The organism is Burkholderia sp. IMCC1007 (assembly GCF_027257875.1).
Lineage (GTDB): Bacteria > Pseudomonadota > Gammaproteobacteria > Burkholderiales > Burkholderiaceae > Burkholderia.
In genome coordinates, this window is the sequence record NZ_JAPVQY010000006.1 from 101,073 (window position 1) to 127,197 (window position 26,125).

At 67.2% G+C, this 26,125-nt stretch carries 16 protein-coding genes; 5 read left to right on the top strand and 11 right to left on the bottom strand.

Features of this window, described 5'->3' with window-relative positions; all coding sequences use genetic code 11:
* Nucleotides 1-48: 48 nt before the first annotated feature.
* On the bottom strand, nt 49-8,571 hold the full coding sequence (locus O1Q03_RS08365) for an RHS repeat domain-containing protein (RefSeq protein ID WP_269502734.1): 8,523 nt from the start codon (nt 8,569-8,571) through the stop codon (nt 49-51).
* Nucleotides 8,572-8,653: 82 nt separating this feature from the next.
* Nucleotides 8,654-9,544, bottom strand: a complete 891-nt coding sequence (locus O1Q03_RS08370) for a hypothetical protein (RefSeq protein WP_269502735.1) — start codon at nt 9,542-9,544, stop codon at nt 8,654-8,656.
* Between the two features lie 338 nt (nt 9,545-9,882).
* On the opposite strand from O1Q03_RS08370, the gene O1Q03_RS08375 reads away from it, so the two are divergent.
* Nucleotides 9,883-10,164, top strand: a complete 282-nt coding sequence (locus O1Q03_RS08375; protein ID WP_269502736.1) for a hypothetical protein — start codon at nt 9,883-9,885, stop codon at nt 10,162-10,164.
* Nucleotides 10,165-10,290: 126 nt separating this feature from the next.
* On the opposite strand, the gene O1Q03_RS08380 is transcribed toward O1Q03_RS08375, so the two are convergent.
* The 4 genes from O1Q03_RS08380 to O1Q03_RS08395 all read right to left on the bottom strand — a co-directional run bounded on the left by O1Q03_RS08380 (nt 10,291) and on the right by O1Q03_RS08395 (nt 15,127).
* The gene (locus O1Q03_RS08380; RefSeq protein ID WP_269502737.1) at nt 10,291-11,340 is read right to left on the bottom strand and encodes a helix-turn-helix domain-containing protein; all 1,050 of its coding nucleotides are present in this window, start codon (nt 11,338-11,340) and stop codon (nt 10,291-10,293) included.
* A gap of 155 nt (nt 11,341-11,495) precedes the next feature.
* The gene (locus tag O1Q03_RS08385) at nt 11,496-13,022 is read right to left on the bottom strand and encodes an amidase (protein WP_269502738.1); all 1,527 of its coding nucleotides are present in this window, start codon (nt 13,020-13,022) and stop codon (nt 11,496-11,498) included.
* 56 nt (nt 13,023-13,078) lie between these two features.
* Nucleotides 13,079-14,137: an aliphatic aldoxime dehydratase gene (gene oxdA, locus O1Q03_RS08390; RefSeq protein ID WP_269502739.1), complete on the bottom strand. Its 1,059-nt coding sequence runs from the start codon at nt 14,135-14,137 to the stop codon at nt 13,079-13,081.
* Nucleotides 14,138-14,230: 93 nt separating this feature from the next.
* Complete coding sequence (locus tag O1Q03_RS08395; RefSeq protein WP_332112522.1) at nt 14,231-15,127, bottom strand: transporter; 897 nt, start codon at nt 15,125-15,127, stop codon at nt 14,231-14,233.
* Between the two features lie 476 nt (nt 15,128-15,603).
* Here O1Q03_RS08395 and nthA point away from each other — a divergent pair, with 476 nt between their 5' ends.
* Genes nthA through O1Q03_RS08410 form a run of 3 tightly spaced genes read left to right on the top strand, consistent with a single transcriptional unit; the run spans nt 15,604 to nt 18,152 of the window.
* Entirely contained in the window at nt 15,604-16,203 is a 600-nt protein-coding gene (gene nthA, locus O1Q03_RS08400) for a nitrile hydratase subunit alpha (protein ID WP_269502742.1), read from the top strand.
* 42 nt (nt 16,204-16,245) lie between these two features.
* The gene (gene nthB, locus O1Q03_RS08405; protein ID WP_269502743.1) at nt 16,246-16,899 is read left to right on the top strand and encodes a nitrile hydratase subunit beta; all 654 of its coding nucleotides are present in this window, start codon (nt 16,246-16,248) and stop codon (nt 16,897-16,899) included.
* The gene (locus tag O1Q03_RS08410; RefSeq protein WP_269502744.1) at nt 16,896-18,152 is read left to right on the top strand and encodes a GTP-binding protein; all 1,257 of its coding nucleotides are present in this window, start codon (nt 16,896-16,898) and stop codon (nt 18,150-18,152) included. The genes nthB and O1Q03_RS08410 overlap by 4 nt, the downstream gene beginning before the upstream one ends.
* A gap of 56 nt (nt 18,153-18,208) precedes the next feature.
* Here the strand turns inward: O1Q03_RS08410 and O1Q03_RS08415 are convergent, their stop codons facing one another.
* From O1Q03_RS08415 to O1Q03_RS08435, 5 genes are all read right to left on the bottom strand, one after another.
* Nucleotides 18,209-18,553 carry a DUF3088 domain-containing protein gene (locus O1Q03_RS08415; RefSeq protein ID WP_269502745.1) on the bottom strand — a complete coding sequence of 115 codons (345 nt, stop codon included), beginning with the start codon at nt 18,551-18,553 and terminating at the stop codon, nt 18,209-18,211.
* Between the two features lie 165 nt (nt 18,554-18,718).
* Entirely contained in the window at nt 18,719-20,440 is a 1,722-nt protein-coding gene (locus tag O1Q03_RS08420) for an ABC transporter ATP-binding protein (protein WP_269502746.1), read from the bottom strand.
* A gap of 9 nt (nt 20,441-20,449) precedes the next feature.
* Nucleotides 20,450-21,418 carry an ABC transporter permease gene (locus tag O1Q03_RS08425; protein WP_269502748.1) on the bottom strand — a complete coding sequence of 323 codons (969 nt, stop codon included), beginning with the start codon at nt 21,416-21,418 and terminating at the stop codon, nt 20,450-20,452.
* Nucleotides 21,419-21,454: 36 nt separating this feature from the next.
* A complete protein-coding gene (locus tag O1Q03_RS08430) occupies nt 21,455-22,435 on the bottom strand; it encodes an ABC transporter permease (protein ID WP_269502750.1) in 981 nt (326 codons plus the stop codon).
* Nucleotides 22,436-22,460: 25 nt separating this feature from the next.
* Nucleotides 22,461-24,065 carry an ABC transporter substrate-binding protein gene (locus tag O1Q03_RS08435; protein ID WP_269502751.1) on the bottom strand — a complete coding sequence of 535 codons (1,605 nt, stop codon included), beginning with the start codon at nt 24,063-24,065 and terminating at the stop codon, nt 22,461-22,463.
* Nucleotides 24,066-24,353: 288 nt separating this feature from the next.
* Here O1Q03_RS08435 and O1Q03_RS08440 point away from each other — a divergent pair, with 288 nt between their 5' ends.
* Nucleotides 24,354-25,970 (top strand): ABC transporter substrate-binding protein, encoded by a 1,617-nt coding sequence (locus tag O1Q03_RS08440; protein ID WP_269502752.1) that lies wholly within the window; start codon nt 24,354-24,356, stop codon nt 25,968-25,970.
* Nucleotides 25,971-26,125: the final 155 nt, after the last annotated feature.

The following is a 26,125-nucleotide window of genomic DNA, read 5'->3' on the forward strand; positions in this document are numbered from 1 at the left end:
AGCGGCGGCCTCGCCCCGCGCGAGACCGCCGGCCGCGACGAAGCGCGGCTACTGCGTAGCCATCGTGCCGTACGTGGAATTGAGCGAACCCGCCGACAGTAGATGCGTGCCGTCACTCGAATCCGCACGCGCCCGGATCAGCGGTGTCTTTTCCTCCTGTGCCTGCGTGCCGGGCAATCCCGACGGAGCGGGCTCACCGACACGCGCGCTGCCGACGCGATCGGAAAACTGGCTCCGTGCCTGATCCCACATCGTCGTGCCGTCCTTCAGCAGCACGTCGCCGATCCCGAACGGCAGGCCACCCACGGCGCCCGTCCACGTCGCTTCCGCAAGGCCGAGGCTCCACGGCTTGTGCTCGATCCCGTTGGTCGCCATCTGCGTCAAGTCGTTTGCCGCGATGCCCTCCGTGACGTTCACCAGCATCCGAATGCCGGTTCGCGCGGCCAGGCTCGGTATCGCCTTGACCGCATCCGCGGCCAGCGTCGCATATCCGAACGACATCGCGCCGAACAGCGCACCGCTCGCCGCGCCGATCTCGAGCGACTGCGCAAAACCTTTGCGGGTGAATTCGTTGCCGGGCCGGCAGTCGTATTCGAAGCCCGAAAAACCGACGCCGAACATCGTGTTCGTGGTGATCTGCGTCAGGAAGTTCGCACTGGTGGCGGCGAGCTTCGACGTCGTCGACAACGTGATGTTGAAGCACGACGAAGGCGCCGATGCGGATGCCGTCGAGCCGCCGGCGGACGCCGTGGACACCGCCCCGTCGGCGAGCGCATCGCCGCCCGCCTCGCCGCCGGCAACGAGGCCGTCGGCCATGCCCTCCTCGAGCACGGCCACCGGCGCTTCCGCCGCACCGAACGTGAAGAAGCTCAGCACGAGCCCGGCGACCATCAGGGCCGCCATCCCGATGCCGATGCCGACCTGCTCGCCGACGGTGATCTTGTTGCCCGACGGATCGGCAAACACGAGCGGGTTGTTGCCGACGAACAGGTACGGGCTCGCGGCCTGGCGCGCCGGATCGGCCGACAGGAACCGCCGCAGCCCCGGCGAATACAGGCGCGCGCTGAAGTTGTAAAGCCCGCTTGCGTCGTCGTATTCGCGTCCCATGAAACGGAACGGCACCGCAGCCTGGTTCGGGCCGTCGCTCGACGCGAGCGAACCGAACGCGCGATACGCGAATCGGGCGACGAGCTGGTTCTGGCTATCGACGACGGCCCAGATGCTCTGCGCCGCATCCTTCAGCGGGAAATAGCGCTGATCGCTGACCGCGGCGACGAGCCCCGTCGGGCCGTAGACGAACGCCGACCACGTGCCGCCGAGCAACGCCAGCAACGGGCGCCTGCCGAGGCCGTTGAAATACACGTCGGCCTGCGCCGCGCCGCCGCGCAATCGCATGACGCGCTGATCGACGCCGTTGTACGCGAACTGCTGCGTCATGCTGCCGTCCGCCGACGCGACGCCGAGCACCATGTTGGTCGCCGTGTCGTAATCGAGCGTCATCGTGCCGCTATCGATCAGATTGCCGCGTGCGTCGTAGGTGAACGACGTGCTCGCGCCGCCGTCGATCGTCAGCGTGTCGAGCCGATTCGTGCCCGCCGTATGGACGAACGCGTACGCCTGCGCGCCATCCTGCGTCAGCGACCAGATATTGCCGTTTGCGTCGTACTGGCCGACCTGCTCGCTTCCCGTCGACGCATCGTCGACCGACGCATCGATCAGCCGGCCCTGTGCGTCGTAGCTGAACGCGGTCGTCGACGTGCTTGGCGTGTCGAACGCCAGCGAGATCGTGCGGGACTGCGGTGCGCCGTTCGCGTAATAGCCGTAGCCGATGGCGAACGACGCGCTGCCTCGCCCGCCGACGGCGACCGTCTGCGACACCGGCCAGCCCGGCGACGCATAGCCGTATGCGGCGGCGAGCGTGCCGCCGTTGCGGATCTCCTGCTCGATATCGCCGTCGGGGGTGTACGCGTACGACGCGATGTCGGTGGGCGTCGCGGGCGAAGAGCCGATGCCCGTCACGCGTGCCGCCTGATCGTAACGGTAGTACACGTTCGCGAGCGGTGACGACGACGGATACGTGATCGCGACGATCTGATCGAGATTGTTGTACGCGTAGCCGATCGCGCCGCTTGCCGCCGGCTGCCCGCCCACCGCGAGCGTCGCCGCCGTCACGCGGCCGTTCGCGTCGTACGTGAACGATTCGTTGACCTGCACCGGCCTCGCGCCGGCGAGATTCGACGGTGCAAGGTTATAGGCGACCGATGCGGTCTTCCGGCCGATCTGCGTCGGGTCGTTGCCGTTGCCGTCGTAGTCGTTGCGACGGACCACGGTAAACGGCACGTCGCCGCCCGGCCATCCGGGGTCGCTCGCATGCGCGCTCAGCACGGCTGCGTCCCACGGCTGCGCGACCGTGCCCTGTTCGGTCACGCGTCCGAGCGCGTCGTATTTGAAGTAGATGAAGCCGACCGTATCGGGATCGAGCGCCGGCTGCACGAAGCGAACGCGCGAGCTGCGATCGCAGATGAACGCGGTCCCCGCGCTGTCGGTGTCGGTCGACTCGAGCGTTCTGCCCGCGCCGTCGCGCTGCAGCGCCGACACGTACGCGGCCGGATCCTGCTGCGGCGAATCGGTAAAGCTGTTCGGCTCGCTGATCGACGTCGTACTGCCCGCGGCCGAGAAATCGACGCTCGCGAGACTCTGCCCGGACACGGCGCCCACGCTGTCGCGAATGCTCGATCCGACTTCGCGGCCGTGCGTGTCGCGCAAACGAAGCAACTGGTTCTTGACCGGCCCCGTGACCGTTTGCGCGACATAGTTCGCGGGCAAATCGAACGCACCGGCCGTATTCGCGCCGAACGCGATTTGCGTCGTCTGCCGTTGCGCGCTCGTCGTGCTCGCCAGATCGTGCACCGCGTACGGCTTGCCCGGCGCGCCCTGCTCGATGCGGCGGCTGCGCGGCGACGCCTCGAACCGATAGCCGAAGTACGGATAGCCTTCGTCGTTCGAACGGCACGCGACGCCGTCGTTCTGCCCGGCGTAGTAGTCCGCGACGTCGCCGGTCATCGCCCACGTATCCTGCGTCGCCGCGAGGAAGGCGCCGACATCGACGAAGCTCGCGCGATAACCGAACAGCGGCTGCGTCGCACCGCCGCCGAAGCTCGCCGGCGCACTGCGCGTGATCGCGATCGTGCGGCCGAGCGCGTCGGCGATCGTGCCCGACACCACCGCGTCGCTGCCGACCCATTGCTGGCTCTGGCGCTTGCGCCCCGCGCCGTCGCGGAACGCCACGGCGAGCCGCACGCCGGCCAGCATCGCGACGTTGGTCAGCGCCAGCGTATTCGGGCCGGTCGACAGGCGGATCGCGGCCGGGTCGCCGGCGTTCACCGACGTGCTGAACAGCAGCTGCCCGTCGCCGAAGAACGCCACGCGGCCGTTGCCGAGCACCAGCAGCCATTGCACCGGCAGGTTCGGCGGCGCGCCGAGCGGGGTCTGCACGATACTGCCGTCCGGCGCGGCGAACGAGAACCCGGCGGCGGGATCGTAGGCGATCGAATAACCGGCGCCGAACGTCACGCCCACCGCACCGGCCAGCGTGCCCGGTGCCGCGATCTCGACATAGAACGCGGTGGTCGACGCACCGCCGAAGTTGCCGCCCTGCCACGTCAGCGTGTCGTTCGCCGTCGCCGTGTGCTGCAGCGCGCCGTCCGAGCGGCGCCAGTTCGTCGCGACGTTGCTGGCCGTCCAGCGCTGCTGCCATTCGTCGCCGGTCACGAACGTCTCGAGCGTGCCGCCGAGATCGGGGCTCACCGACAGATCGGCGTTCGGCGCGGCGGCATCGAACCGGCCGCCGGCATTGCCCTCGCGCGACAGGAACGCGATCGACATCGTCTTCACCTGCTGGTCCGTGCCGATCGTCGCGGTCAGCCGCTGGAACGCGTTGTAGCGGCGCCGGATCGTCGTGCCGGCCGCATCGAGCGTCGCGGTCAGCAACCGGTACGACGGATCGTAGACGCGCACCGTCAGCTTGCTGACGAGCGGCGTGACGAACACGTTGTCGAGCAGCACGATGTCGCTGCTCGCGTTGGCCGCCGCCACCGCGAGCGTGACGCCGCTTTGCCCCGCCGTCACCGGAATGCCCAGCGTGCAGTAGACCCACGTGCCGCCGGAATCCGCGAACGGCGCGAAGCGCGGCGTACCGGCCACGCCATCGACGCCGACCGTCGCCGTGAAGCCCGCGCCGGCCACCGGCGTGAAGCCGGCCGGCGTCTTGTACCAGAAGCCGAGCAGATAGGTGGCGTCGACATTGGCCGGCGCAAGCTGCACCGACACCGTGCCTTCGCCGTTCGGTGCGAGCGCGAGGCTCGTCGTGCCCGTGTGTGCGTCGCCGACCACCGGTCGGCAGCCGTTGACGTTCCACCCGCTTCCCGTCTCGTACGATTCGAAGCCGTAATACGCACACTCGCCGCGCGCAACCGACGCGTTCGTGAACAGCGCGACGGCGAACGCCGAATCGGTGCCGTACAGCGTCGACTGCGCGACGCCCATCGCATCGCGGGTTTCGGTCGGCTGGCCGTACGGCGTGTACGCGAGCGTGGCGGTCGATGGCAGCCAGCCCTGTGGCGCTGCGCCCGCGTCCCATCCGGTGAACGGGAACGGCACCCGTCCGTCGGCGCTGCGGATGAATTTCCCCGCCTGGGCCGGCACGACGACACCATCGTACACGCACGGAAAGAGCGCGTAGGTGCTCGCCGACGCCTGCGACACGACGGCTTCGCCGCCGTCGCGGCGCCAGTGCGTGACGCTCTGCGCGATATCGCCGAGCCGGTGCTGCGCGAGCAGCGCGGCGGCCGGCGCCGGGTCGTTAATCTGGTACGCGTAGAGGGTCGTGTTCCTGAACGTCTCGAGTTGCCCGGTGCCGCCGTACGTCGTGGTGTCGGTCCCGACGACGTTGCCGGAGAACGGCGCATCGAAGCCGTCGGCCACGTAGTGCGCGGTCTGGCTGCTCGTCACGCCGTCCTCGATCGTGGTCTGCGTCGTCCGGCACAGGAAGCCGCCCTTCAGGTTCAGCGTGCCCGCGCGCGGATCGGTCGGCGACGCCGCGCGCTTGACGTACACCTGCCACTGCGTCGTCGTGGACGCCAGCAGCGCGCCGGTTGTGTCGTAGGTATCGACCTGGTGCAGCTGCCCGTCGAGCATGTCGTAGAAATCGCTGCCGTCGCGCACTTTCAGCCCGTTCAGGTAGCGGTTCACGGTCCACCCGAACTGCGGCCGGGACGGATCGCTGGTGCCCGGATACACGGTCGACGCGTAGTACTTGAACACCTGGCCGGTCGGATCGCATGCAGCGGTCGCCGGCTCCGGCGCGAAACAGGTCGCGCTGATCTGGCCGAGCCCGTTGTCGATCGACAGCCCCGTCACCGCATAGTGGTGAAGACGGCCTTCGACCGCGTCGCCCGCGTAGCTGTGCAGGATGATCCGCGACGCGTTGTCGAAATCGCCGTCCGCGCCCGGATACGCGACGAACATCCCGGGGCCGCCCGGGTACGTGCCGGCGCCGACGTCGCCTTCGTCGGCCGTGTAGATGCGCTGCTGCGCGAAGGCCTGCGCGGAGATCGACACGCGCCCGTTGCGCAGCAGCGTCGCCGCGGCCTGATCGCTGTCGGGCGACGTGCTGTCGCTGACGAAATACGCGAGGAACTGCGGCGCCTCGTCGATCACGGCTTCGGCATTCAGCACGTAATTGCCATTGCCGCCGAGCGCTTCGTTGACGCGCGCCTGGATATCCGCACACGGCGTGCGGCCGACGACGCCGTCCCATTCGCACGCGTGGCCGCGGAAGTACAGATACTGACCGAGCGTCAGCCAGTCCGTGCCGCCTCCCGACGGCCAATTCGACGTTTCGTCGAAGTCGATCGGCAGCGTCTGTGCGGGCGTGGCCGGCTTGCGCGTCCATGCGCCGAAATCGGTATTCGGATCGAACGACAGCACCTGCGCGGTGGTGGTGCCGCCGCCGTTCGGATACGCGAGGATGCTCAGCGCATAGTCCGGGCCATACGCGTAGCGCTGCGCGAGGCCGGTCGGCGCGCTCTGTGCCTGCAGTGTGTCGTTCTCGAGCCAGGTCTTGCCGTTGAAGCGCAGCACATGGCCGGCCACCGCGACGAGCCCGTTGCCGATCGAGCCGGCGATGCGCTGGACGTTCGGATCCTCGCTGTCGATCCGGTCGTCGAACGTGTGGGTTTGCGCCGGCAACACCGGCCGATACAGCGCGTCCCACTGGACGATAGTCACCGTATAGGAGATCTGCGTGTCGCTCATACTGAGCAGGTTGGTGACCGCGACGAACGAATCGGACGGGTTGAGCGTCACGCTCGACGGGCCGGACGCCGAAAAATTCGCGATCTGCAACCTCGCCGCCGCGCTCCAGTTCAGGCACGCGTCGAGCGCGAACAGCGACACGTTGCCCTGCATGTCGAGCAGCAGATAGTACTCGTTGCACGCGACCGCCAGCGCCTGCGCCTGTAGCGTGAAGTGCTCGACCGTCCATGCGGAATCGGGCCATCGCCACGTGACGCGATCGTAGCGCGTGGTCTCGTGCACCACATCGGTCGTGGCCGCGATCAGGAACGTGTCGCCGCCCGTCAGCGACACACTGCCGCTCGGGCTCGCATACGCGAGGCTGGGCGTGTTGTAGCCGGTCACGACGCCGTTGATCGTGGCCGGAATCCATTGGGCCGGACGGGCGTTGTCGGCCTGGAAGATATAGACGGTCGTGCTGTTGCTCGCCGAGCCCGGCGAGAACGACAGCGCAAAGAAATCCTCGCACGCGATCACGTCGAGCGACGACAGATCGAGGCCCGTGCTGTTCCTGAACAGCACGCTGTCGGGTGTGGGCTGCCACTTCCGCCAGCTGCCGAGCCAGCTGTACACCTCGACCGACAGTGCGCCGCTGGCGGTGCCGTACCAGGTCACGACCGCGTAGCCTTTGCCGAAGAACACGCGCGGCGTCGCACCCGCGAACGACGTGCCGGACGGCGGCGACACGGAAAGCGAGCGATCGCAGATGTCGAGCGCCTGCTTCGTGTAGACGTAGGTCGCCGTTGCGCCTTCGCTGTACGTGATCGACTTGAGCGCGCCCGGGCTCGCGCCCGCCGCCGTCGCATCGAAGTAGTAATCGAATACGAGGCCGGGCAGCGTTTCGCCGGCTGCGTTGCTGAGCGCGACGCCGGTCAGGAAGCGCTTGCAGGTGTCGCCGAACAGCTCGCCCGTATGCGACGTGACGTTCGCGACCGGGCTTTCGGCACCGCCCGCCGGGCTCGACGGCCGATAGTCGAACGTGAAGCTGAACAGCGGCGCGCCGGCCGCATCCGCGACCGCAATACGTTGCAGATACAACGTTTCGTAGCGGTCCTGATACGCGTTCGGCCGCGTGTCGGGCACCGACTTGTGCGGATCCGCGTATTCGCGCGGACTCTGCGGTGTCGTGTCGACCCACATCTTGTCGCCATACTGCAGCACGACCTCGCGGCCGAACACATCGGTCATGCCGGTCAGGTAACAGGCCTTCGTGTAAGGCAGCCCGCCCGCACCGACGAGTTGCTCGACGTTCGGCAGCAGGCCCGCGCTCGTGCGTGGCCAGTCGTTGTAGCGATAGGCGATGCCGTCGCCCCACGCGTTCGACACGGCGCTCAGATGCCACGCACGCGCGTACTGATACTGGCCGTCGGTCGATCCGCTGCTGCCCTGCCACAATGCGACCGGCGTGCCCGACGTGCCCGAAGTACCGCTGCCCGACGCCCACCGCACACCCCATTCGATACTGTTACCCACCGATGCCGCATAGTTGCCCACGTTGGCGCTCGAGCCGCCGAACGACAGCCTGAGCCCGTTGTCCTTGACGATCACCCAGCGCTCGTAGCACGCGTAGTAGAGGATCTTCCAGAACGCGTAGTCGACGAGCTGATAGGATTCGCCGCCGTCGAACACGTTGAGCGTCGCGCCGTCGAGTGTCAGGTCGTACAGTTGCTGATTGGCATCGTCGGCGAGCTGCCACGCGGACGTCCCCGTCGACGACACGCGCGACGCAGGCGACAGCGAGAGCCCGTTCGCGCCGAATGCGGCGACGACCGCGGCCGGCACCGTGCCGCCGTTGCCGAGCGAATCGGCGATCGCGCCCGCCATCGAGAATACGAACGGCGTCGTCGGCTCGCGCGCGAGATCGGTCGAGATGCTCTGGCTCACGTAGCGATAGCTGCGGGTCGCCGGCATCAGCGAGCCCGCGTCGTTCAGCACGATGGTCGGCGCCGGCATGCTCCAGCCGAGGCCGAGCGCGCCCGTTGGCGCATCGCGGTTCCAGGTGATCGCGTCCTCGTGCACGTTGCTCTGATAGAGCAGCGACAGCGTGAGATCGAGATTGTCGCCGGCGGTGCGCCCAGGCATCGACAGCAGCGTCTGCGTGAAATTGATGTCGCCGCGAAACAGGTTGACGCTGCTGCTCAGATCCCCGACGCTGCTCGAATCGAACTGGAACGTACGAATGGCCGGGATCTGCGAAGGGGTGGAATCCGCAGGCATGGCGCTCTCCTTGACAGAGATGAGCGAGATGAGCGCGCCGGTGTGGCGCGTGCGGGCAACCGGGGGCGGGCGCCCCCGCCCGTCAGCCGACGAGACCGACCACGACGATGCTCGCGTAGCTGTTGCTGTCGTCCTGATGATTGTTCGATCCGTCGTACATCCAGGCCCACACGCCGCTCGTCTGCGCATTCGAATGGTTGTTCGGGTCGACACCGGTCTGGTTCGGGCCGGCGCCGATGGTGCGCACGTGGTGGTCGTCCGAGTTCGAGTATTGCGCCTGGAATCCGGTCAGAAAGCTGACCGCATTGGTGATCGTGGCACCCATCGGGATCGACGTCTCGCCCGTACCGATTTGCGCCTGATACGGTACGACCACGAAACCGGGGTCATTGATCGACGTCGCGATCAGCGAGCCGGTCGCGGTCGGGTTCGCCGCAACGTGGCCGGACGCGTCGTGCATCGCGGCGATCGCCGAGATCGACGAGGTATTGTTGATGGGCGACGATGCACCAACCGATACGGTGACGGTCTCCACATGATGATCCGTGTTGCCGTAGCTCAGGTAGAACCCGGCGAGCGTGGCCTGCAGGACCGGATTCGGCGTGCCGGGCAGCAGGATGCCCGGGCTCTGGTTGTGATCGGCCACCGCATAAGGCGGGCTCAGCAACACCTTCGACGTGGGCGCGCCCGTCCACGCGATCACGGAGACGGTGACATACGACGCCTCCTTGTCGATCGGATGCCCCGATGCATCGTCGAACACGACGGCCGCGCCGACGGTGATTTGCTGACTGCTCGGCTTGCCCGTCGTGAGCTGAATGCTCATTTGCTCGATGTGGTGGTCGTCGCTGTCGCCGAACGACAGCTGAAACGACGCGACGCCGGCGAGAAACTGCGTGACGGGATTATTGAAGTTGAAAGTCGTCGAACCACCATTCAACACCACATTTTGACTGCGAATTTCCAGCGCCATTTTGGTCCCCATTTCGTAGCGGTTGCACAAAAATGCAGACGTCTTTTCTTGTGGTACGAATGATGTGCGACCGCCGGTCAAATATCAAGGACGGTTTGAAAAAATTTTGGGCGCCCGCGAGCGCGCTTTCTCGCCGACGGCGATTCGTAAAATCCTTTCCGGATTGGCCCTGAAAGCCGGTCGCGTGACGCCTTGATCCGGTGCGTTTTTGCGATTGGCTTTCACGACTGAAAGACATCGTGCTGCGTCGGCTGAAAGCAGGACGCCGATAACAGGGGCGGACCATCGACGTGCGGCGTTCAAGCAAAAGACGAGCCATCGCGAGCGCTCGAAACGGGATGGCGGCCGGTGTCGGGGCAAATCACCGGCATTTACGTTATTTTGCCGCCTCCGCGGCCGAGATCGATCCCCGTTTAAGTACGACGAATGCCACTGGATTCGACAATATTTCCGAGTTGTTGCGGGAAAATCCACGATATTCGACGCGGTTTTGCGCTTGCCGTGCGCACAACAAAATTCAATTAAATGACAATATCGGAGTCAAGATTATATCGGCGAATACAGGAATTATTTTCTCGATCATCGAGATTAGCGTTGAATTAAACCGAAGCGGGAGTTGACTGAATACGACAGAAAATACAATGATTAATTTTAAGATTATGTCGATATCCGCATGCGGACGGTGACGCAGCACAACCCCCTCATCAAACCCGATACGCGCCCGCACGGCGAACGCCCTGAAACCATCACCCCTGCAACCGATCGCCCGCGCACCGCAGCTCCCGCCATGCGCGCGGCGACATCGCGAACCGTTCGCGAAACGCGCGACTGAAATGCGACATGTCGTTGAAGCCCCAGCGCAACGCGATGTCGGACACGCGCAGCACCGCGCATTGCGGGTTCGCGAGATCCTCCGCGCACCGTTCGAGCCGCAGGTTCCATACGTAACGCATCAGCGACGTGTTCTCCGCCTCGAGCAGCTTGTTGATGTAGCGCGACGAAATCCCCATCGCCTGCTCGATGGCCGCGGGGCTCAGCTCCGGATCGCGCAGATGCTCGAGCAGATGCCGCTTCACGCGCATCAGCGTCAGCGCCTTCATCCGCGACTGCGCGAGATCGTTGCGCTGCAGGGTGCCGAGCGTCATCGCGATCAGCGAGATCGCGGTATCGGACAACTGCAGCACCTCGTCCTCGGACACATGCCGAATCTGCGACGACATCTGTTCGAGGAACGCCCGCATCACGCTGCCGACGCCCTGCCCCGTCTGGATCGGGCACGCGGTGCGGCGCTCCATGCCGACGACGAGCTGATTGAGCGTCGCGCGCGGAATGCTGACGACGATCTCGCGCCACGCCTGGCCGAACTGCAGCCGATGCGGCCGCGTGGCGTCGTAGATCGCGAAGTCGCCCGGATACAGCGTGACGATCTTGCCGTCCTGTTCGACCGACTGCGTGCCGTCGAGCATCAGTACCGCGAAATACTTGTCCTCGTATTCGTTGCGGGCCTGGCGATAGCACCGCGTGACGGCCTGCTCGCTCGCGTGGATCTCCGAGATCCGCATCTTCTCGCACTTGCGCTGCCGCACCATCCCGAAGAAGTCGCTCTTCTGGACGGCCGCGATCTGCACGTCCGCGAAGAGACGCAGGATCGTCTCGCGCCAGAATTCGATCCGCTGGCTGACCGAACCTTCGGCCGCGACTTCGATCGATGCGTTCGTCCACTCGCACGACGCGCCGGCCGGAACGGCGGCCGGTGCGTCGCCATGCGCGGCGGGGAGGATCGGATACGTGGTCATGATCGTGCCCTACGGGTTAAGCGAACGAGCTGCCATAGCGTGCCCGTTCAAAAACGCTGTGTCCAACGGTTCGGCCGCCGGACGCCGCGTCGCGCGCGGGGCCGGCGTACGGCACGGCACGTGCACGGCGAGCATCCGCTATCGCGCACGTCCGGTCACGCGAAAGTCGTCCGCTGCCAGTCGGACGATTGTTCATACGCATACGCGCAGCGGTAGATCGTCGCCTCGTCGAAGCGCCGCCCGACCAGTTGCAGCCCGATCGGGAGGTCTTCCGCGACGCCGCACGGCAGCGACATCGCCGGATGCCCGGACACATCGAACGGCGCGGTGTTCGCGAGCATCTCGAACGCGCGCGTCAGCGACTCGGACATCGCACAATCCGGCGCCGGCAGCTGCGACGCGCGCATCGGCACCGTCGGCATCAGCAGCAGGTCGAAGGACTGCAGCGCCGCGTCGTAATCCGCCCGCAAGCGGCGCGCAAGGTTCTGGCATTTCGCGTAGTAGCGGCCGCGATAGCGGCTCGTGAAGTATTCGCCGAGGAGCATCGTCACCTTCACGGTATCCGGCAGTTCGTCGGCCCGCTCGCGCCAGCCCGCATGGTGATCGATCATGCCGGTCACGTACAGGCCGCCCCAGTTGAAGCCGTGGCTGTTGCCCTTCATCATCTGCTGCGTCGCGCCCTCCGCGGCGATCGGCAGCCAGATCGCGGTGCCGGCCGCATGCAGCGGCACCGATACCTCCTCGACGCGCGCGCCCAGCTTGCGCAGCCGGTGCGCGGCGGCAAGCACGGCCTCGTCGACCACCGCTTCGGCATTCGCGAGCCCGAATGATTCGGTAAGCAAACCGATCCGCAGGCCGGCGATGCCATCGCGAATCGTGCCGAGATAATCGGCGCGCGCCGGCAATGCCCGCTGGCGCGGATCGAGCCCGTCGTCGCCGGCGATCACGTCGAGCAGCAGCGCGTTGTCGATCACGTTGCCCGTCATCGGCCCGAGGTGATCGACCGTCGCCTCGATCGGCATCGCGCCGGTGTACGGCACGAGCCCGTGCGTGGGTTTCATCCCGTAGATGCCGCAGTAGGCGGACGGGATCCGCACCGAGCCGCCCTGATCGCTGCCGAGCGCCAGGTCGACCTCGCCGCTCGCGACGAGCGCACCGCTGCCGGACGACGAGCCGCCGGTCGAGTGCCCCGCCTTGCGCGGGTTGTGCACCGGCCCCGACGCACTGGTGTGCGAGCCGCCGGAAAAGCAGTAGTACTCGCAGGTCGACTTGCCGGCGATCGTCGCGCCGGCGTCGAGCATGCGCGTCACGACGGTCGCGTCGACGTCGGGCACGTAGCCCTCGAACGTGCTCGCGCCATTGCGCATCGGCACGCCCGCGACGCAGATGTTGTCCTTCACGGCCACCGTCTTGCCGTGCAGCTTGCCGGCGCCGGCGCCCTGGATCGTGCTCTTGCGCGCCCATGCGCCGTAGCGATTCTCGTCGCCTTCGGGGCGATAGCCGGGCGTACGCGGATACGCGACGACAGGCAGGTAGTCGGGCAGCGCGTCGATCGCGTCGTACGCGTCGAAGTTCGCCTGCAGCGCGTCGTCGTAATCGGCAAGCTGACGGGCATCGACATGGAAGCCGAAGCCGGCTGCGATGTCGGACAGTTGTTCGCGGGTCGGGCGTTTGATGGCCATCGACGTTCTCCAGTTCGGTAAGCGGCGCCGCCTGCTGCGCGCGGCGCCGGCAGGGTTCAGCGGGCGGTAATAACGGCGTCGCGCATCATCCCGGTGCGCGGGTGGCAGTTCACGTATTCGTAGATCTGGTGCTTCGCGTCGAACACGGACACCTCGTGGTACAGCCGCAGCTTCGACAGCCCGGTGACGACGCGGAAGAACGTGACGAAGATCCGCAGGTGCGTCGGATGGGATTCCGCCCAGCGTTCGAGGCGATCGAGCGAGCGCCAGTGGCCGATGTTGTAGCTCTCGTCGAGCAGGTTGCCGTCGACGTCGATCGAGCGCACGTAACGGTTGCTGTAGCAGCCCACGGCGGTGCCGTTGTCGCGCAGAAAGTCCATCCCGCTGCGCAGCGTCGGTTCGATCTCGTCGAGATACAGCCGGCGCTCGTCGCGCTCGGCCGCACGCCAGTCCTGCCCGGAGCGGATCAGCGCGATGTTGTCGTGCGCCAGCACGACCACGCGGCCGCCGCGGGACGGATCGCCTTCGACGACGCGCAACTCGCCGTCCGCGTTCATCCAGTCGGTCTGCGAGATCGGGAACCGGTCGCGCATCGATCCCCAGTAGCCGTGCTCCTCGATCTCGCCGCTGACGCCGTCCATGATCGCGCCGACGCCGGGGAAATCGCTCGTGAATGCATACAGCGTCTCGAACTGCTCGGCGCGCGGCGCGACGATTTCGCGGAAGTAGCCGATCCCGTCGGCAAGCCGCGCGTCGGACGCCCACCATTCGGCGAGCGCCGGCGCGGCGATCCAGCGCGCGTACGCGGCCGGGTCGCGCCAGTAGCCGACGGCGATCAGGTTCTCGTACCCCTGGTCGTCGGTGTGTTGCGTGAGATCGTGGCTCTGCGGGCCGTCCTGCGCGCCGAAATCGGCGACGATCCGGCGCAACGCGGCCAGCGCCGCGGCGCGCTGGTCGGCGCCGCGATACTGCACGCCGAAATAGCCCATCACGACCTGGCTCAGGTCTTCCGCGGCGCGCGCCACGTACATCGGAAACGGCGGCTGGTAGTCGTCGGACACGCGACGCGAAAGCGTGCGCGGGCAAAGCAGGTGCTTGTCGATGGCGGATTCCATGCTGACCTCTCGGTGAAGGCAATCGGGTGTCGAGGGTTCGACGTTCGGGAAATGACGTGACGGGTGGCGTCGGCGTCGTCGGCGGCGTCGTCGTCAGAAGATGTGCGCGTAACGCAAGCCGGCCAGCACGCTGTTCCTCGGCCCGTTGTGCACGCTCAGGTCGGTGCCGAGCTGGATCTGGACCTGGTCGGCCTTCGTCACGAATTTCGATGCGGTGATCCGCATGCGCGTGGTGCGAAGCGCATCGTTGTTGTCGACGCCGTCGACGCGCGTTTCGCCGCCCCAGAGCTGCGTGATGCCGATCCCGAGCGACGTGCCGGCATCGGGCATGTAACGCACCATTGCCTGCGCGCTGTAGCTCATCCGCTGATGCAGCGTTGCGCTGCTCGCGCCGTACGACGTGTTGTTGCCGTACCAGATCGCGTCGCCGACGAGATCGAGCGCCCACTGCGGCGAAAAGTGCTTGACGTAGGCCGCCTGGAAATCGAGCGACCAGCGATGGGCGCCGAGATTGAGGCCGCGGTTCTGGTCGTAGCTGCCGGTCGGCGCATACACGTAGACGGTCGCCGCGACGACGTCCTTCGCGTCGTTCAGCCGGAATTTCAGCGGCGCGGTCAGGATCACGTCGCCGACGCCGTTCGTGCTGCCGAGCGCGCTCGCGTTGCCGAAGCCGCTCACGTGGCCGAACGGCAGCAACACCTGCGGATCGATCGTGAGCCTGTCGGTGAGCTGGAACACATGCAGCAGGCGGGCGATGCCGATATTCGACTGCAGGTCGAAATCGGGCGTGCGCTTGCCGTTCGCGTAGTACGCATTCGTCGCGGAATAGTTGTAGTACAGCACGCCGATCGTCGCGCCGACCGGATACTGCTCGTAGTCGCCGGGATCGACTTCCACCGCGCCCGCGTAGTGCGAGGCCACCATCATCAGCGACACGCCGATCCAGCGCGCGATTCGCTTCAGTTTCATTCTGTTGACGCTCTCCATCATGCTCCTCACCTGGATGCGCAGACACCGCCGCGCCCGACGTGCGACGAACGGAAACCGTTGCCGGACGCGGGAAACGCGGGTACTGGCTGACTGTTGTTCCGCCGGCGCATCGGGGTGCCGGCGATTCGCGACATCGGACGGCCGTCGCTTGAGGATGAGAATAGAAAGGCAAAATCCGCGTTTCTGTTTTCCGGCGGAACAAGAAATTGGTTGTGGCGGGCCTGTGCCGCCGGCGCCATGCCACGGCCAAGAAACGGGTGTCGCCGGCCGTCGGCGTACACCGGGGAACGCGCCCGCGGCGAGGTTTTTCGCCGATATGGCGGCTCGCCGCGGCCGCTGCCGCGACGGGACCGCGTCAGCACAGTTTCCGATCCGTGTCGGCAAAGAACCCGGCTTTTTCTCTTCTTACCCTGCTCATCGAGCGTGACCGGCACGACGTGACGGTTGTCGCCGCCAACCACTACAAGGAGCCCCCGATGAGCGCGAACCCCTCCCCGGAAACAGCGTCGACGCCCGGCGAACGTGCCCGCGCGCTGTTTCGCGTGATGAAAGAGAAGAACCTGATCCCCGACGGCTATATCGAAGGCCTGACCGAGCTGATGTCCTCGACCTGGGATCCGGCCAACGGCGCGCGCATCGTCGCGCGTGCGTGGGTCGATCCGGCGTTTCGCGACCTGCTGCTGAAGGACGGCACGGCCGCGTGCGCGCAGTTCGGCTACACCGGCCCGCAGGGCGAATACATCGTCGCGCTCGAAGACACGCCGACGCTGAAGAACGTGATCGTCTGCAGCCTGTGCTCGTGTACCAACTGGCCGGTGCTCGGGCTGCCGCCCGAGTGGTACAAGGGCTTCGAATATCGGGCGCGGCTCGTCCGCGAGGGGCGCACCGTGCTGCGGGAACTCGGCACCGATCTGCCCGACGACGTCGTCGTGAAGGTGTGGGACACCAGCGCCGAAAGCCGCTATCTCGTGCTGCCGGTGCGGCCGGCCGGCAGCGAGCACATGAGCGAAGCGCAACTGCGCACCCTCGTCACCAAGGACGTGCTGATCGGCGTCGCGCTGCCGCGCGTCGGCTGAACCGCGCGCACGCCCCTATCGACTTCATTCCGGAGATCACACATGGACGGTTTTCACGACCTCGGCGGCTTTCAGGGCTTCGGCCGGGTGCCGCACACGATCAACAGCCTCGGCTACAAGCCGGTCTTCAAGGAGGACTGGGAGCATCTCGCGTACAGCCTGATGTTCGTCGGCGTCGACCAGCTGAAGAAATTCAGCGTCGACGAAGTCCGTCACGCGGTCGAACGCATCGACGTGCGCCAGCACGTCGGCACGCGCTACTACGAGCGCTACGTGATCGCGACGGCAACGTTGCTCGTCGAAACCGGCGTGCTCACGCAGGACGAACTCGACCGCGCGCTCGGCTCGCATTTCCGGCTCGCGAACCCGCCGGCTTCCGGCGGCCGGGCCGCGCCGTCGGACTCGACGCGGTTCGAGGTCGGCGATCGGGTCGTCGTCCGCGACGAATACGTGAGCGGACACATCCGCGCGCCGGGCTACGTGCGCGGCAAGGCAGGCGTCGTGCTGCACCGGACGACCGAATCGTGGCCGTTTCCGGACGCGATCGGCCACGGCGACACCAGCGCCGCGCATCAGCCGACCTATCACGTCGAGTTCCGCGTAAAGGACCTGTGGGGCGATGCCGCCGACGACGGCCTCGTCGTGGTCGACCTGTTCGAAGGCTACCTCGAACGCGCGACGGAGCCGCACGCATGATCGCGCCGGGGAATCGGCCGGCACCGGCCGCCCCTCCGCTGAGGATTCCGGTCACCGTGCTGTCCGGTTTCCTCGGCGCGGGGAAGACGACGTTGCTCAATCACGTGCTGCGCAACCGCGCCGGCCTGAAGGTCGCGGTGATCGTCAACGACATGAGCGACGTGAACATCGACGCCGACGACGTGCGGCACAACGTCGAGCTGCATCACGGCGAGGATCAGCTGGTCGAGATGAGCAACGGCTGCATCTGCTGCACACTGCGTGCCGATTTGCTCGAGCAGATCAGCGCGCTCGCGCGGCAGCGCCGCTTCGACTATCTGCTGATCGAATCGACCGGCATATCGGAGCCGATGCCGGTCGCTGAAACATTCGCGTTCCTCGATCAGAACGGTTTCAGTCTCAGCGAACTCGCGCGGCTCGACACGCTGGTGACGGTGGTGAACGGCGAGACGTTCGAGGACATGGTCGCGTCGGTGGATACGATTACGCCGGATGAAGCCACGCCCGGGAACGACGGCGATGCGCAGCCGCCGCGCAAGTTGTCGGACTTGCTGATCGAGCAGGTCGAATATGCGAACGTCATTCTCGTCAGCCGATACGACCGGATCGGCGACGCGGGTTTCGACCGGCTGCGCGCGACACTCGCGTCGCTGAATCCGTCGGCGCGGATACTGCCGATGCAACACGGTGGAATCGATCCGTCCGAGGTGCTGGATACGCGTCGCTTCGATCTGCCGTCGCTCGTCGAAGCGCCGGGCTGGATGCAGCGCATGAACATCGACGAGCGGCCGTCGGAATCGGATGAATACGGGATCACGTCGTGGGTCTACCGCGAGCGCACGCCGCTTCATCCGGCTCGCCTGCTCGCGTGGCTGCGCCGCCCGTGGACGAACGGCCGGCTGCTGCGTTGCAAGGGCTATCTGTGGGCCGCGCACCGGCACGCGGAGATCGGGATGCTCGTGCAGACGGGCGGCGCGTTTCAATGGGGCTACGCCGGACCGTGGTGGCGCTTCGTTCCGCCGTCGGACTGGCCGCGCGACGACTATCGCCGCGACGGGGTGCTGAAGAAATGGGAAGAGCCGGTCGGCGACTGCCGGCAGGAGATCGTGTTCATCGGGCAGGCGATCGATCGCGTGCGGTTGCAGCGTGAGCTGGACGCGTGCTTGCTGAGCGTCGATGAGATCAACGCAGGACCGGATTCGTGGGCCGTGCTTCCGGGGGGTGAATCTTTCGATGCGCTGGCGGCGATGTAGCGGTCGGTGCATGCCCGGCCAATGCACTGCATCGGCCGGCCACGTATCCGGTTTCGTCAATGCACCTTCGGAAAACCGTGGCGCTCGACCAGCAACTCGACGATGCGGCGCGCGTCGTTGACGAAACGAACGTCGCCGAGCGTGCCGGCATCGTCCGGTGCGGGCTGGTCGCTGCCGAGCACGAGCACCGGCAGCCCCTGATGGGCATCGTCGAGCGCGTCGATCACCGCGTGGCGCGGCCGCTCGAACGCGACCCGCCTCACGTCGACGCGCGCGGCGCGTGCCGGATCGCTCGCGAGCAGCCCTTCGATCGACAGCCCGTGCGGGCAGACGAAGCGCTCGCCCGGATACTTCGGATCACTGAAACCCGGCTCCAGCAGAAACAATACATCTCGACTCATCGCAGTCAGCACCCAGGTTGATTCGCGGCGCCGCGCGCGGACCCGCTATGCATCGTCCGTTCACGGCCCACGCCGGCCGGCGGCCGGATCCGCGACTCTATGCGCGGCGCCGGCATACCCCAACCAACGAATTCTTCGATCGATATGCGGACGCGCAGCCCCGCTTCAGGCGACCCGCGCATCCAGCCTGTTTCCCGGTATCGCGTCGAGCAGCGTCCGGGTGTACGGATGCCGGGGCGCGCGCCAGAGCTCGCGATGGTCGCCGCTCTCGACGATTCGTCCGCGCTGCATCACGTGCACGCGATCGGCGATGTAGCGGACGACCGACAGGTCGTGCGAAATGAACAGGAACGCAAGACCGAGCTGCGCCTTCAGGTCGACCAGCAGGTTCAGGATCTGCGCCTGGATCGACACGTCGAGCGCCGACACGGGCTCGTCGCAGATCAGCAGCGACGGTTCGAGCACCAGCGCGCGTGCAATCGCGATCCGCTGCCGCTGCCCGCCCGAGAATTCGTGCGGGAACCGGCCGAGCGCGGTGGACGGCAGGCGCACGCGCTCCAGTATCGTCCGTACCCTCGAACGGCGCGCCGCGGCGTCCGTCACGCCGTTGACGGCGAGCGTCGTGTCGAGGATCTGCTCGACCGTGCGGCGCGGATTGAGCGACGCATACGGATCCTGGAACACCATCTGGACCTGCCGCCGCAGCGGGCGCAGCGCGCGCTCGTCGAGCGGCACGAGGTCGGTGCCGTTCAGCTGGATCTCGCCCTGCGCAACCGGCGCGACGCGCATGATCGCCCGCGACAGCGTGGATTTTCCGCAGCCCGACTCGCCGACGAGCCCGACCGATTCGCCGCGCGCGATGTCGAACGACAGGTCGTCCACCGCGCGCAGCGGCGTCCTGGACTGCCGCTGCGCATAGTCGACGCTCAGGTTGCGTACCGCGAGCAACGGCGGCGCATCGTTCGCAGCCGGCGTGCGCTGTGCCGAAACCGCGGCCAGCGACGACACGTGCGGCCCCGTGCGCGCCGCACGCGGCACGACGGTGAAGCCGCCCTCCGCATCGCCTGCGCCGTGACGGATCTCGGGCAACGTCCATCCGCGATAGTGCAGATCGTCCGCGAGATTCAGCGACGCGCCGAGCAGCCCGCGCGTGTACGCATGGCGCGGCCGCGCGAACAGCTCCGCCGCCGGCGCCTCCTCCACCTTGCGGCCGGCCAGCATCACCGCGACGCGGTCCGCGTGATCGGCGACGACGCCGAGATCGTGCGTGATCAGCAGCAACGACATCGACAGTTCGCGCCGCAGCGTATCGAGCAGCGCGAGGATGTGCGACTGGATCGTCACGTCGAGCGCGGTCGTCGGCTCGTCGGCGATCAGCAACCGCGGGCGGCAGGCCACCGCGATCGCGATCATCACGCGCTGGCGCTGCCCGCCGGACAGCTCGTGCGGATAGTCGAACACGCGGCGCTGCGGCTCCGGCAGCCGCACGAGATCAAGCAGTTCGACCGCCCGCGCGTGTGCGGCGCGGCGCGACAGCGATTCGTGCTGGCGCAACGTCTCGACGATCTGCGCGCCGATCGTCAGCACCGGATTGAGCGACGTCATCGGCTCCTGAAAGATCATCGAGATCTGCCGTCCGCGCAGGTCGCGCATCTGCGCGGGCTTCAGCGCAAGCAGGTCGTGTCCGTCGAACCGGATGCTGCCGGTCACCCGGCCAGGCTCGGGCACGAGCCGCATCAGCGACAGCGCGGTGGCCGATTTGCCGCAACCGGATTCGCCGACGAGCGCGAGCGTCTCGCCGGCCGCGATGTCGAAGCTGACGCCGCGCACCGCGTCGTGCGCGCCGAACCCGACGTGCAGGTCGCGCACTTCAAGCAGAGTGGTCATCGTCGCTCCTCAGTGGCGGTGCCGCAGCCGCGGGTTCAGTGCATCGTTGAGCCCGTCGCCGAGCAGGTTGAGCGCGAGCACGGCGACGACGATCGCGGCGCCCGGGATCGCGGTCAGGTACCACGCGGTGCGCAGCGAGTCGCGGCCGAAGCCGATCATCGCGCCCCAGCTCACCACGTTCGGGTCCCCCATGCCGAGAAACGACAGCGACGATTCGATCAGGATCGCGCTCGCGACCATCACCGACGCGGTGACGATCACGGGCGGCAGCGCATTCGGCAGGATCTCGCCGACGATGATGCGCGCGTCGCCGAAGCCTTGCGTGCGCGCGGCGATCACGAAGTCCGCGCGCCGCAGCACGCGGAACTCGGCGCGCACGATTCGCGCGACGGTCGGCCACGACGCGATGCCGATCGCGAGTGCGATCACGACGACATCGGGCCGGCCGATCGCGACGATCACGATCACGAGCAGGAACGACGGGATGGTCTGGAACAGCTCGGTCACGCGCACGAGGACGTTGTCCACGACGCCGCCGAAGTAGCCGCCGATCGCGCCGACGAGCGTCCCGATCGCCAGGCCGATCGCGGCCGACGCCGCGCCGATCAGCAGCGACACGCGCGTGCCGTGCGCGATGCCGGCCGCGACGTCGCGGCCGAGCGAGTCGGTGCCGAGCCAATACTGCGGATCGGCGCCAGGCCATTCGAACGGCGTCGCGACCATGTCGAGCGGGTCACCCGGAAACAGCATCGGTGCGGCGATCGCGAGCACGACGAACGCGGCGAGCAGCACGAGCCCCGCGCACGCCGACGGATTGCGCAGCAACAGCCGCCACGTGCCGGGCCGTGCCGGGCCCGCGGCAGGTGCGCCTGCCGCACGGCGGCCGAACAGCGTGCCGGTAAGCTGGCGCCGCCACGGCGAGCCGGGCGCCCCGCCGCGAGCGGCGGCGGAATCGAAATTCGACGAATCGGTACGCATTGCACCCCTCTGCACGAGAACCACGACGGAAATGCGTTACTCGACCCGCGGGTCGAGCCACGCCTGCAACAGGTCCACCAGCGCGTTCGCGACGATCACCAGCAGCGACGACAGCAGCAGCACGCCGAGCAGCACGCTGAAATCGCGCGCGAGCACCGCATCGAGCGCGAGCCGGCCGAGCCCCGGCCAGCTGAATACGGTTTCGGTCACGGCGGCACCGCCGAGCAGCGTGCCGAAATGCATGCCGACGACGGTGGTCAGCGGCACGAGCGCATTGCGCAGCACGTGGCCGACGGTGACGCGCCACGGATGCAGCCCTTTCGCTTGCGCGGTGCGCACGAAATCCTGCCGCTGCACTTCGAGCATCGCCGCGCGGGTGAGCCGGGCATAGATCGCGACGAAGAAGGTCGACAGCGTCAGCGCCGGCAGCAACACGTGCCGGCCGACGTCGGCCAGATATGCGACGCCGCCCGCATGCGCGCCGATCGTCACGTTGCCGCCGCTCGGCAGCCAGCCGAGGCGCACCGAGAACAGCACGATCGCGAGCAGGCCGATCCAGAAGCCGGGCGTCGAATAGAACAGCAACGCGAACACCGACAGCACGCGGTCCGGCCATTTGCCGGCCCAGTGCGCCATCACGGCCCCGAGCGCGACGCCGATGACGAGCGCGAACGACAGCGCGGCGCCCATCAGCAGCAGCGTGTTCGGCAGGCGCGACAGGATCAGCTGCATCACCGGCATGTCGTAGCGCGGCGAATAGCCGAGGCTGAAATGCGACAGATTCGTGAGGTATGCGGCGAGCTGGTGGAAGATGGGCTGGTCGAGGCCGAACTTCGCGCGCAGCAGGGTCATCGTCTCGACCGTCGCGGAGCCGGCCTCGCCGGCGATCACGTCGGCCGCGTCGCCCGGCATCAGCTTCAGCAGGAAGAAATTGACGATCACGATGCCGACCACGGTCGGTACGGCCTGCCAGGCGGTGCGGCGCACGATCGTGTGCCAGCGTGCGCGTCGAGTCATCGCGGGCGCTCTCCTCTTGTGTGGGTCACGCGCTCAGGTAGACGTCGGCAAGGTTGCCCTCGAGCCCCTGGGCCGTCACCGTGTGATCGTGCACGCGGCGATTCGCGAGCGTCACCATGCGCGGCGCGATCAGGTTCAGGATCGGCAGGTCGCGGCTGACCGCTTCCTGAAACTGCCGGTACAGCACGACGCGACGGCGTTCGTCGATTTCGACGGAAGCCGCTTCGAGCAGCCGATCGACGTCGGGACTGCTGTAGTGCGGCGCATTCGAGAACGGCACGCCGGGCCGGATGTTCTTCGACCAGTAGAGCCGCTGCACGCCGACGCTCGGATCGAACAGCGTGTTCACGCCGATGCTCGTGAAGTCGAACTGGCGATCGGTGTACACGCGCTTCAGGAACGACGGCAGATCCTGCGAGCGAACCGTCACGTCGATCCCGATGCGCGCCAGCGCGGATTTCACGTAGTCGGCCTGCCGGCGATACAGGTCGCCGTACGGCAGGTAGTCGTGAATCAGCGCGAAGCGCGTGCCGCCCGAGCGGCGCGGATAGCCCGCCGCGTCCAGCAGCTTCTCGGCCGCGGCGGGATCGAACGGGATCGGCGCGAGTTGCGCGTCGTGATACGGCGAAGCGGGCGTGATCGGCGTCGTGGATACGTCCGCGTAGCCGTACGCGACGGTCTTCTGCACGACCTGCACGTTGATCGCATGCGCGATCGCCTGGCGCACGCGCCGATCCTTCAGCACCGGATGATCGAGATTGAAGTCGATTTCGGCCTGCGGCGCGAGGAAGCGGTAGCCGCGCGTCTCGACGGCCAGATGCGGCAGCTGCGTCAGGCGCGCGAGGTCGGTCAGCGGAACGGGGTTCTCGCCGCCGAGGTCGAGCGCGCCCGTCTCGAAGGCCGCGGAGCGCGCGGCGGGATCCGGGATCACCCGGTAGACGAGCGCGTCGATGTACGGCTTGCCGGCGTCCCAGTAGTCCGGGTTGCGTTCGTAGACGATGCTTGCACCGCGCGTCCACGACCGGAAGCGAAACGGACCGGTGCCTACCGGCGCGTGATTGTGCGGATTGGACAGCGGGTCGCCCGACTCGTACAGATGCTTCGCGACGATCGGCGACTCGCCGGCCGACAACGCGCGGATCAGGAACGGCGCCGGCTTCGACAGCTCGACGACGACGGTGGTCGGATCGGAGGCCAGCACCTTGGTCACGTTCGCGAACGTACTGCGACCGCGCGGATGCACCTGCTTGAGCAGGCCGATCGAGAACGCGACGTCGGCCGACGTGAACGGCCGGCCGTCGTGCCACTTGACGCCACGGCGCAGCGTGAAGCGGTATTGCAGCCCATCCGGGCTGACCTGCCATGCGGTCGCGAGCTGCGGTTTCGGCTGCAGGTCGAAGTCGTACGCGAGCAGGCCGTCGTGGACCTTCGAGCTTGCGGCGAGCGTCGGCCCGGTCGTCTGGAACAGCGACACCAGCACCGGCGGTTCCGGATTGATCAGCACGTTCAGCGTACCGCCGCGCACCCGCGCGCCGTCGGGGGCCGGTGTAGCAGCGGCGGCCGGCAGGGCCGAGCCAGCGAGTGCGGCGCCGGATGCAATGAGAAACTCGCGACGGGTCAGACGTGCCATTCGATAACGTTCCGGTTGCCGGGATCCGATGAAGCCTGTGCGCGTCGAGCGCGGCAGGCGGACGAAAAATCCTAGCAACCGGATCCCGGCAGACGAACCAATCGTTGCAGCTATCGTTATGACGCCCCGGCGCTGCGACGCGTGCACGCCGACGCCAACGCACCGCTTCCGGCGCCCGCGCGGCACCCGGCCCGTGCGTGCTATCCATAGCAAAAATGCTTGGTTCGGCGGCCGACGCGAACGACGCACCATGTGGGCATCTTTCACTCGTTGCTACCGCTATCGCCCATGGCACGTCATGATCGCCGCCGCTTCGTCGCGCTGACCGGCACGCTAATCGCCGCCGCTCCGTTTTCGTTCACCGTCCCCCACGCACTGGCGGCCGGCACGCCGCCCCGTCGCGGCGGCGTGCTCACGCTGCTCGTCGAACCGGAGCCGCCGACGCTGCTGTCGATCGCGAACACGGCCGGCTCGACGCTGAAGACGAGCGCCAAGACGAACGAAGGGCTGCTCGCGTACGGCCTCGACCTGCAGCCGAAGCCGCAGCTCGCGACCGCATGGCAGGTCAGCCCGGATGGGCTGCAATACCGCTTCACGCTGCGCCGCGGCGTCAAGTGGCACGACGGCCGGCCGTTCACGTCGGCCGACGTCGCGTTCTCGATCGGTCTGCTGAAGGACGCACATCCGCGCGGCCGCGGTACGTTCGCGAACGTGGCCGAGTTGCGCACGCCGGACGACTGGACCGTCGTGGTCGTGCTGTCGAAGCCGTCGCCGTATCTGTTGCGCGCGTTCGACGCCGCGGAATCGCCGATCGTGCCGAAGCATCTGTACAAGGACGCGACCGCGCAGAACGTCGCGTCGCACCCGAACAACCAGGCGCCGATCGGCACCGGGCCGTTCCGTTTCAAGGAGTGGGTGCGCGGCTCGCACGTCGTGTACGAACGCAATCCGGACTACTGGGATGCGGGCAAGCCGTATATCGACACGCTGATCGTCAAGTTCATCCCCGATTCCGCCGCACGCGCGGTTGCGTTCGAGTCGGGTGCGGTCGATCTCGGCGGCGAGAGCCCGGTGCCGCTGTCGGAACTCGCGCGCTTGCGCGCGAACCCGAAGCTCGAGCTGGAAACGCGCGGCTACGAATACTCGATCACGCAGACGCGGATCGAGTTCAATCTGGATCATCCGATCCTCGGCAAGCCGCCGGTGCGCCAGGCGATCGCACATGCGCTCGATCGCAAGGTGATCCGCAACACGATCTGGTACGGCTACGCGGTCGACTCGCCGACGCCGATCGCGCCCGGCTCGCCGTTCCACGAGCCGCGCCCGTCGCCGTATCCGTACGACCCGCGGCGCGCGGAAGCGCTGCTCGACGCGGCCGGCTACCCGCGCGGCGACAACGGCAAGCGCTTCGGGCTCACGCACGATTTCCTGCCGTACGGCGACGGGTTCAGGCGTGTCGCCGATTATCTGAAGTCCGCGCTGGCGCGCGTCGGGATCGACGTGACGATCCGCGCGCAGGATTTTCCGACGTATATCCGCCGCGTCTACACCGATCGCGCGTTCGATTTCACGAACAACTCGATGGGCAACTTCTTCGACCCGACCGCGGGCGTGCAGCGCTTGTACTGGTCGAAGAATTTCAAGCGCGGCGTGCCGTTCTCGAACGGCTCGCACTATGCGAACCCGGAAGTGGACCGGCTGCTGGAGGCGGCCGCCGTCGAACCGGATGCCGCAAAGCGGACCGACCTGTTCAGGCGCTTCCAGCTCATCGTCGAAGACGAGCTGCCGGACCTCAACCTCGTCGCGCTCAAGCAGGTGACGATCGCGAATCGCCGCGTGCGCGACCACACGACGACGGCGACCGGGCTGAACGGCTCGCTCGCGGACGTCTGGCTCGCCGCATGAGCCGCGCGCCTGGCCCGCTCAATTGAAAATCAGAATTCGTTCGTTGGCGATTCGATGCTTCGCATGCTTAACTTTTCAGGCGCGCGAGCGCAGCACCTCGCATTGCCCGCGGCATCGCCGCGGCAGCACCGTTTTCGCCGTTCGAACGATCGCGC

Coding starts and splice junctions, on each gene's coding strand:
- O1Q03_RS08365 (WP_269502734.1), bottom strand. CDS start 8,571: ATGCCTGCGGATTCCACCCCTTCGCAGATCCCGGCCATTCGTACGTTC.
- O1Q03_RS08370 (WP_269502735.1), bottom strand. CDS start 9,544: ATGGCGCTGGAAATTCGCAGTCAAAATGTGGTGTTGAATGGTGGTTCG.
- O1Q03_RS08375 (WP_269502736.1), top strand. CDS start 9,883: ATGGCGGCCGGTGTCGGGGCAAATCACCGGCATTTACGTTATTTTGCC.
- O1Q03_RS08380 (WP_269502737.1), bottom strand. CDS start 11,340: ATGACCACGTATCCGATCCTCCCCGCCGCGCATGGCGACGCACCGGCC.
- O1Q03_RS08385 (WP_269502738.1), bottom strand. CDS start 13,022: ATGGCCATCAAACGCCCGACCCGCGAACAACTGTCCGACATCGCAGCC.
- oxdA (WP_269502739.1), bottom strand. CDS start 14,137: ATGGAATCCGCCATCGACAAGCACCTGCTTTGCCCGCGCACGCTTTCG.
- O1Q03_RS08395 (WP_332112522.1), bottom strand. CDS start 15,127: ATGATGGAGAGCGTCAACAGAATGAAACTGAAGCGAATCGCGCGCTGG.
- nthA (WP_269502742.1), top strand. CDS start 15,604: ATGAGCGCGAACCCCTCCCCGGAAACAGCGTCGACGCCCGGCGAACGT.
- nthB (WP_269502743.1), top strand. CDS start 16,246: ATGGACGGTTTTCACGACCTCGGCGGCTTTCAGGGCTTCGGCCGGGTG.
- O1Q03_RS08410 (WP_269502744.1), top strand. CDS start 16,896: ATGATCGCGCCGGGGAATCGGCCGGCACCGGCCGCCCCTCCGCTGAGG.
- O1Q03_RS08415 (WP_269502745.1), bottom strand. CDS start 18,553: ATGAGTCGAGATGTATTGTTTCTGCTGGAGCCGGGTTTCAGTGATCCG.
- O1Q03_RS08420 (WP_269502746.1), bottom strand. CDS start 20,440: ATGACCACTCTGCTTGAAGTGCGCGACCTGCACGTCGGGTTCGGCGCG.
- O1Q03_RS08425 (WP_269502748.1), bottom strand. CDS start 21,418: ATGCGTACCGATTCGTCGAATTTCGATTCCGCCGCCGCTCGCGGCGGG.
- O1Q03_RS08430 (WP_269502750.1), bottom strand. CDS start 22,435: ATGACTCGACGCGCACGCTGGCACACGATCGTGCGCCGCACCGCCTGG.
- O1Q03_RS08435 (WP_269502751.1), bottom strand. CDS start 24,065: ATGGCACGTCTGACCCGTCGCGAGTTTCTCATTGCATCCGGCGCCGCA.
- O1Q03_RS08440 (WP_269502752.1), top strand. CDS start 24,354: ATGGCACGTCATGATCGCCGCCGCTTCGTCGCGCTGACCGGCACGCTA.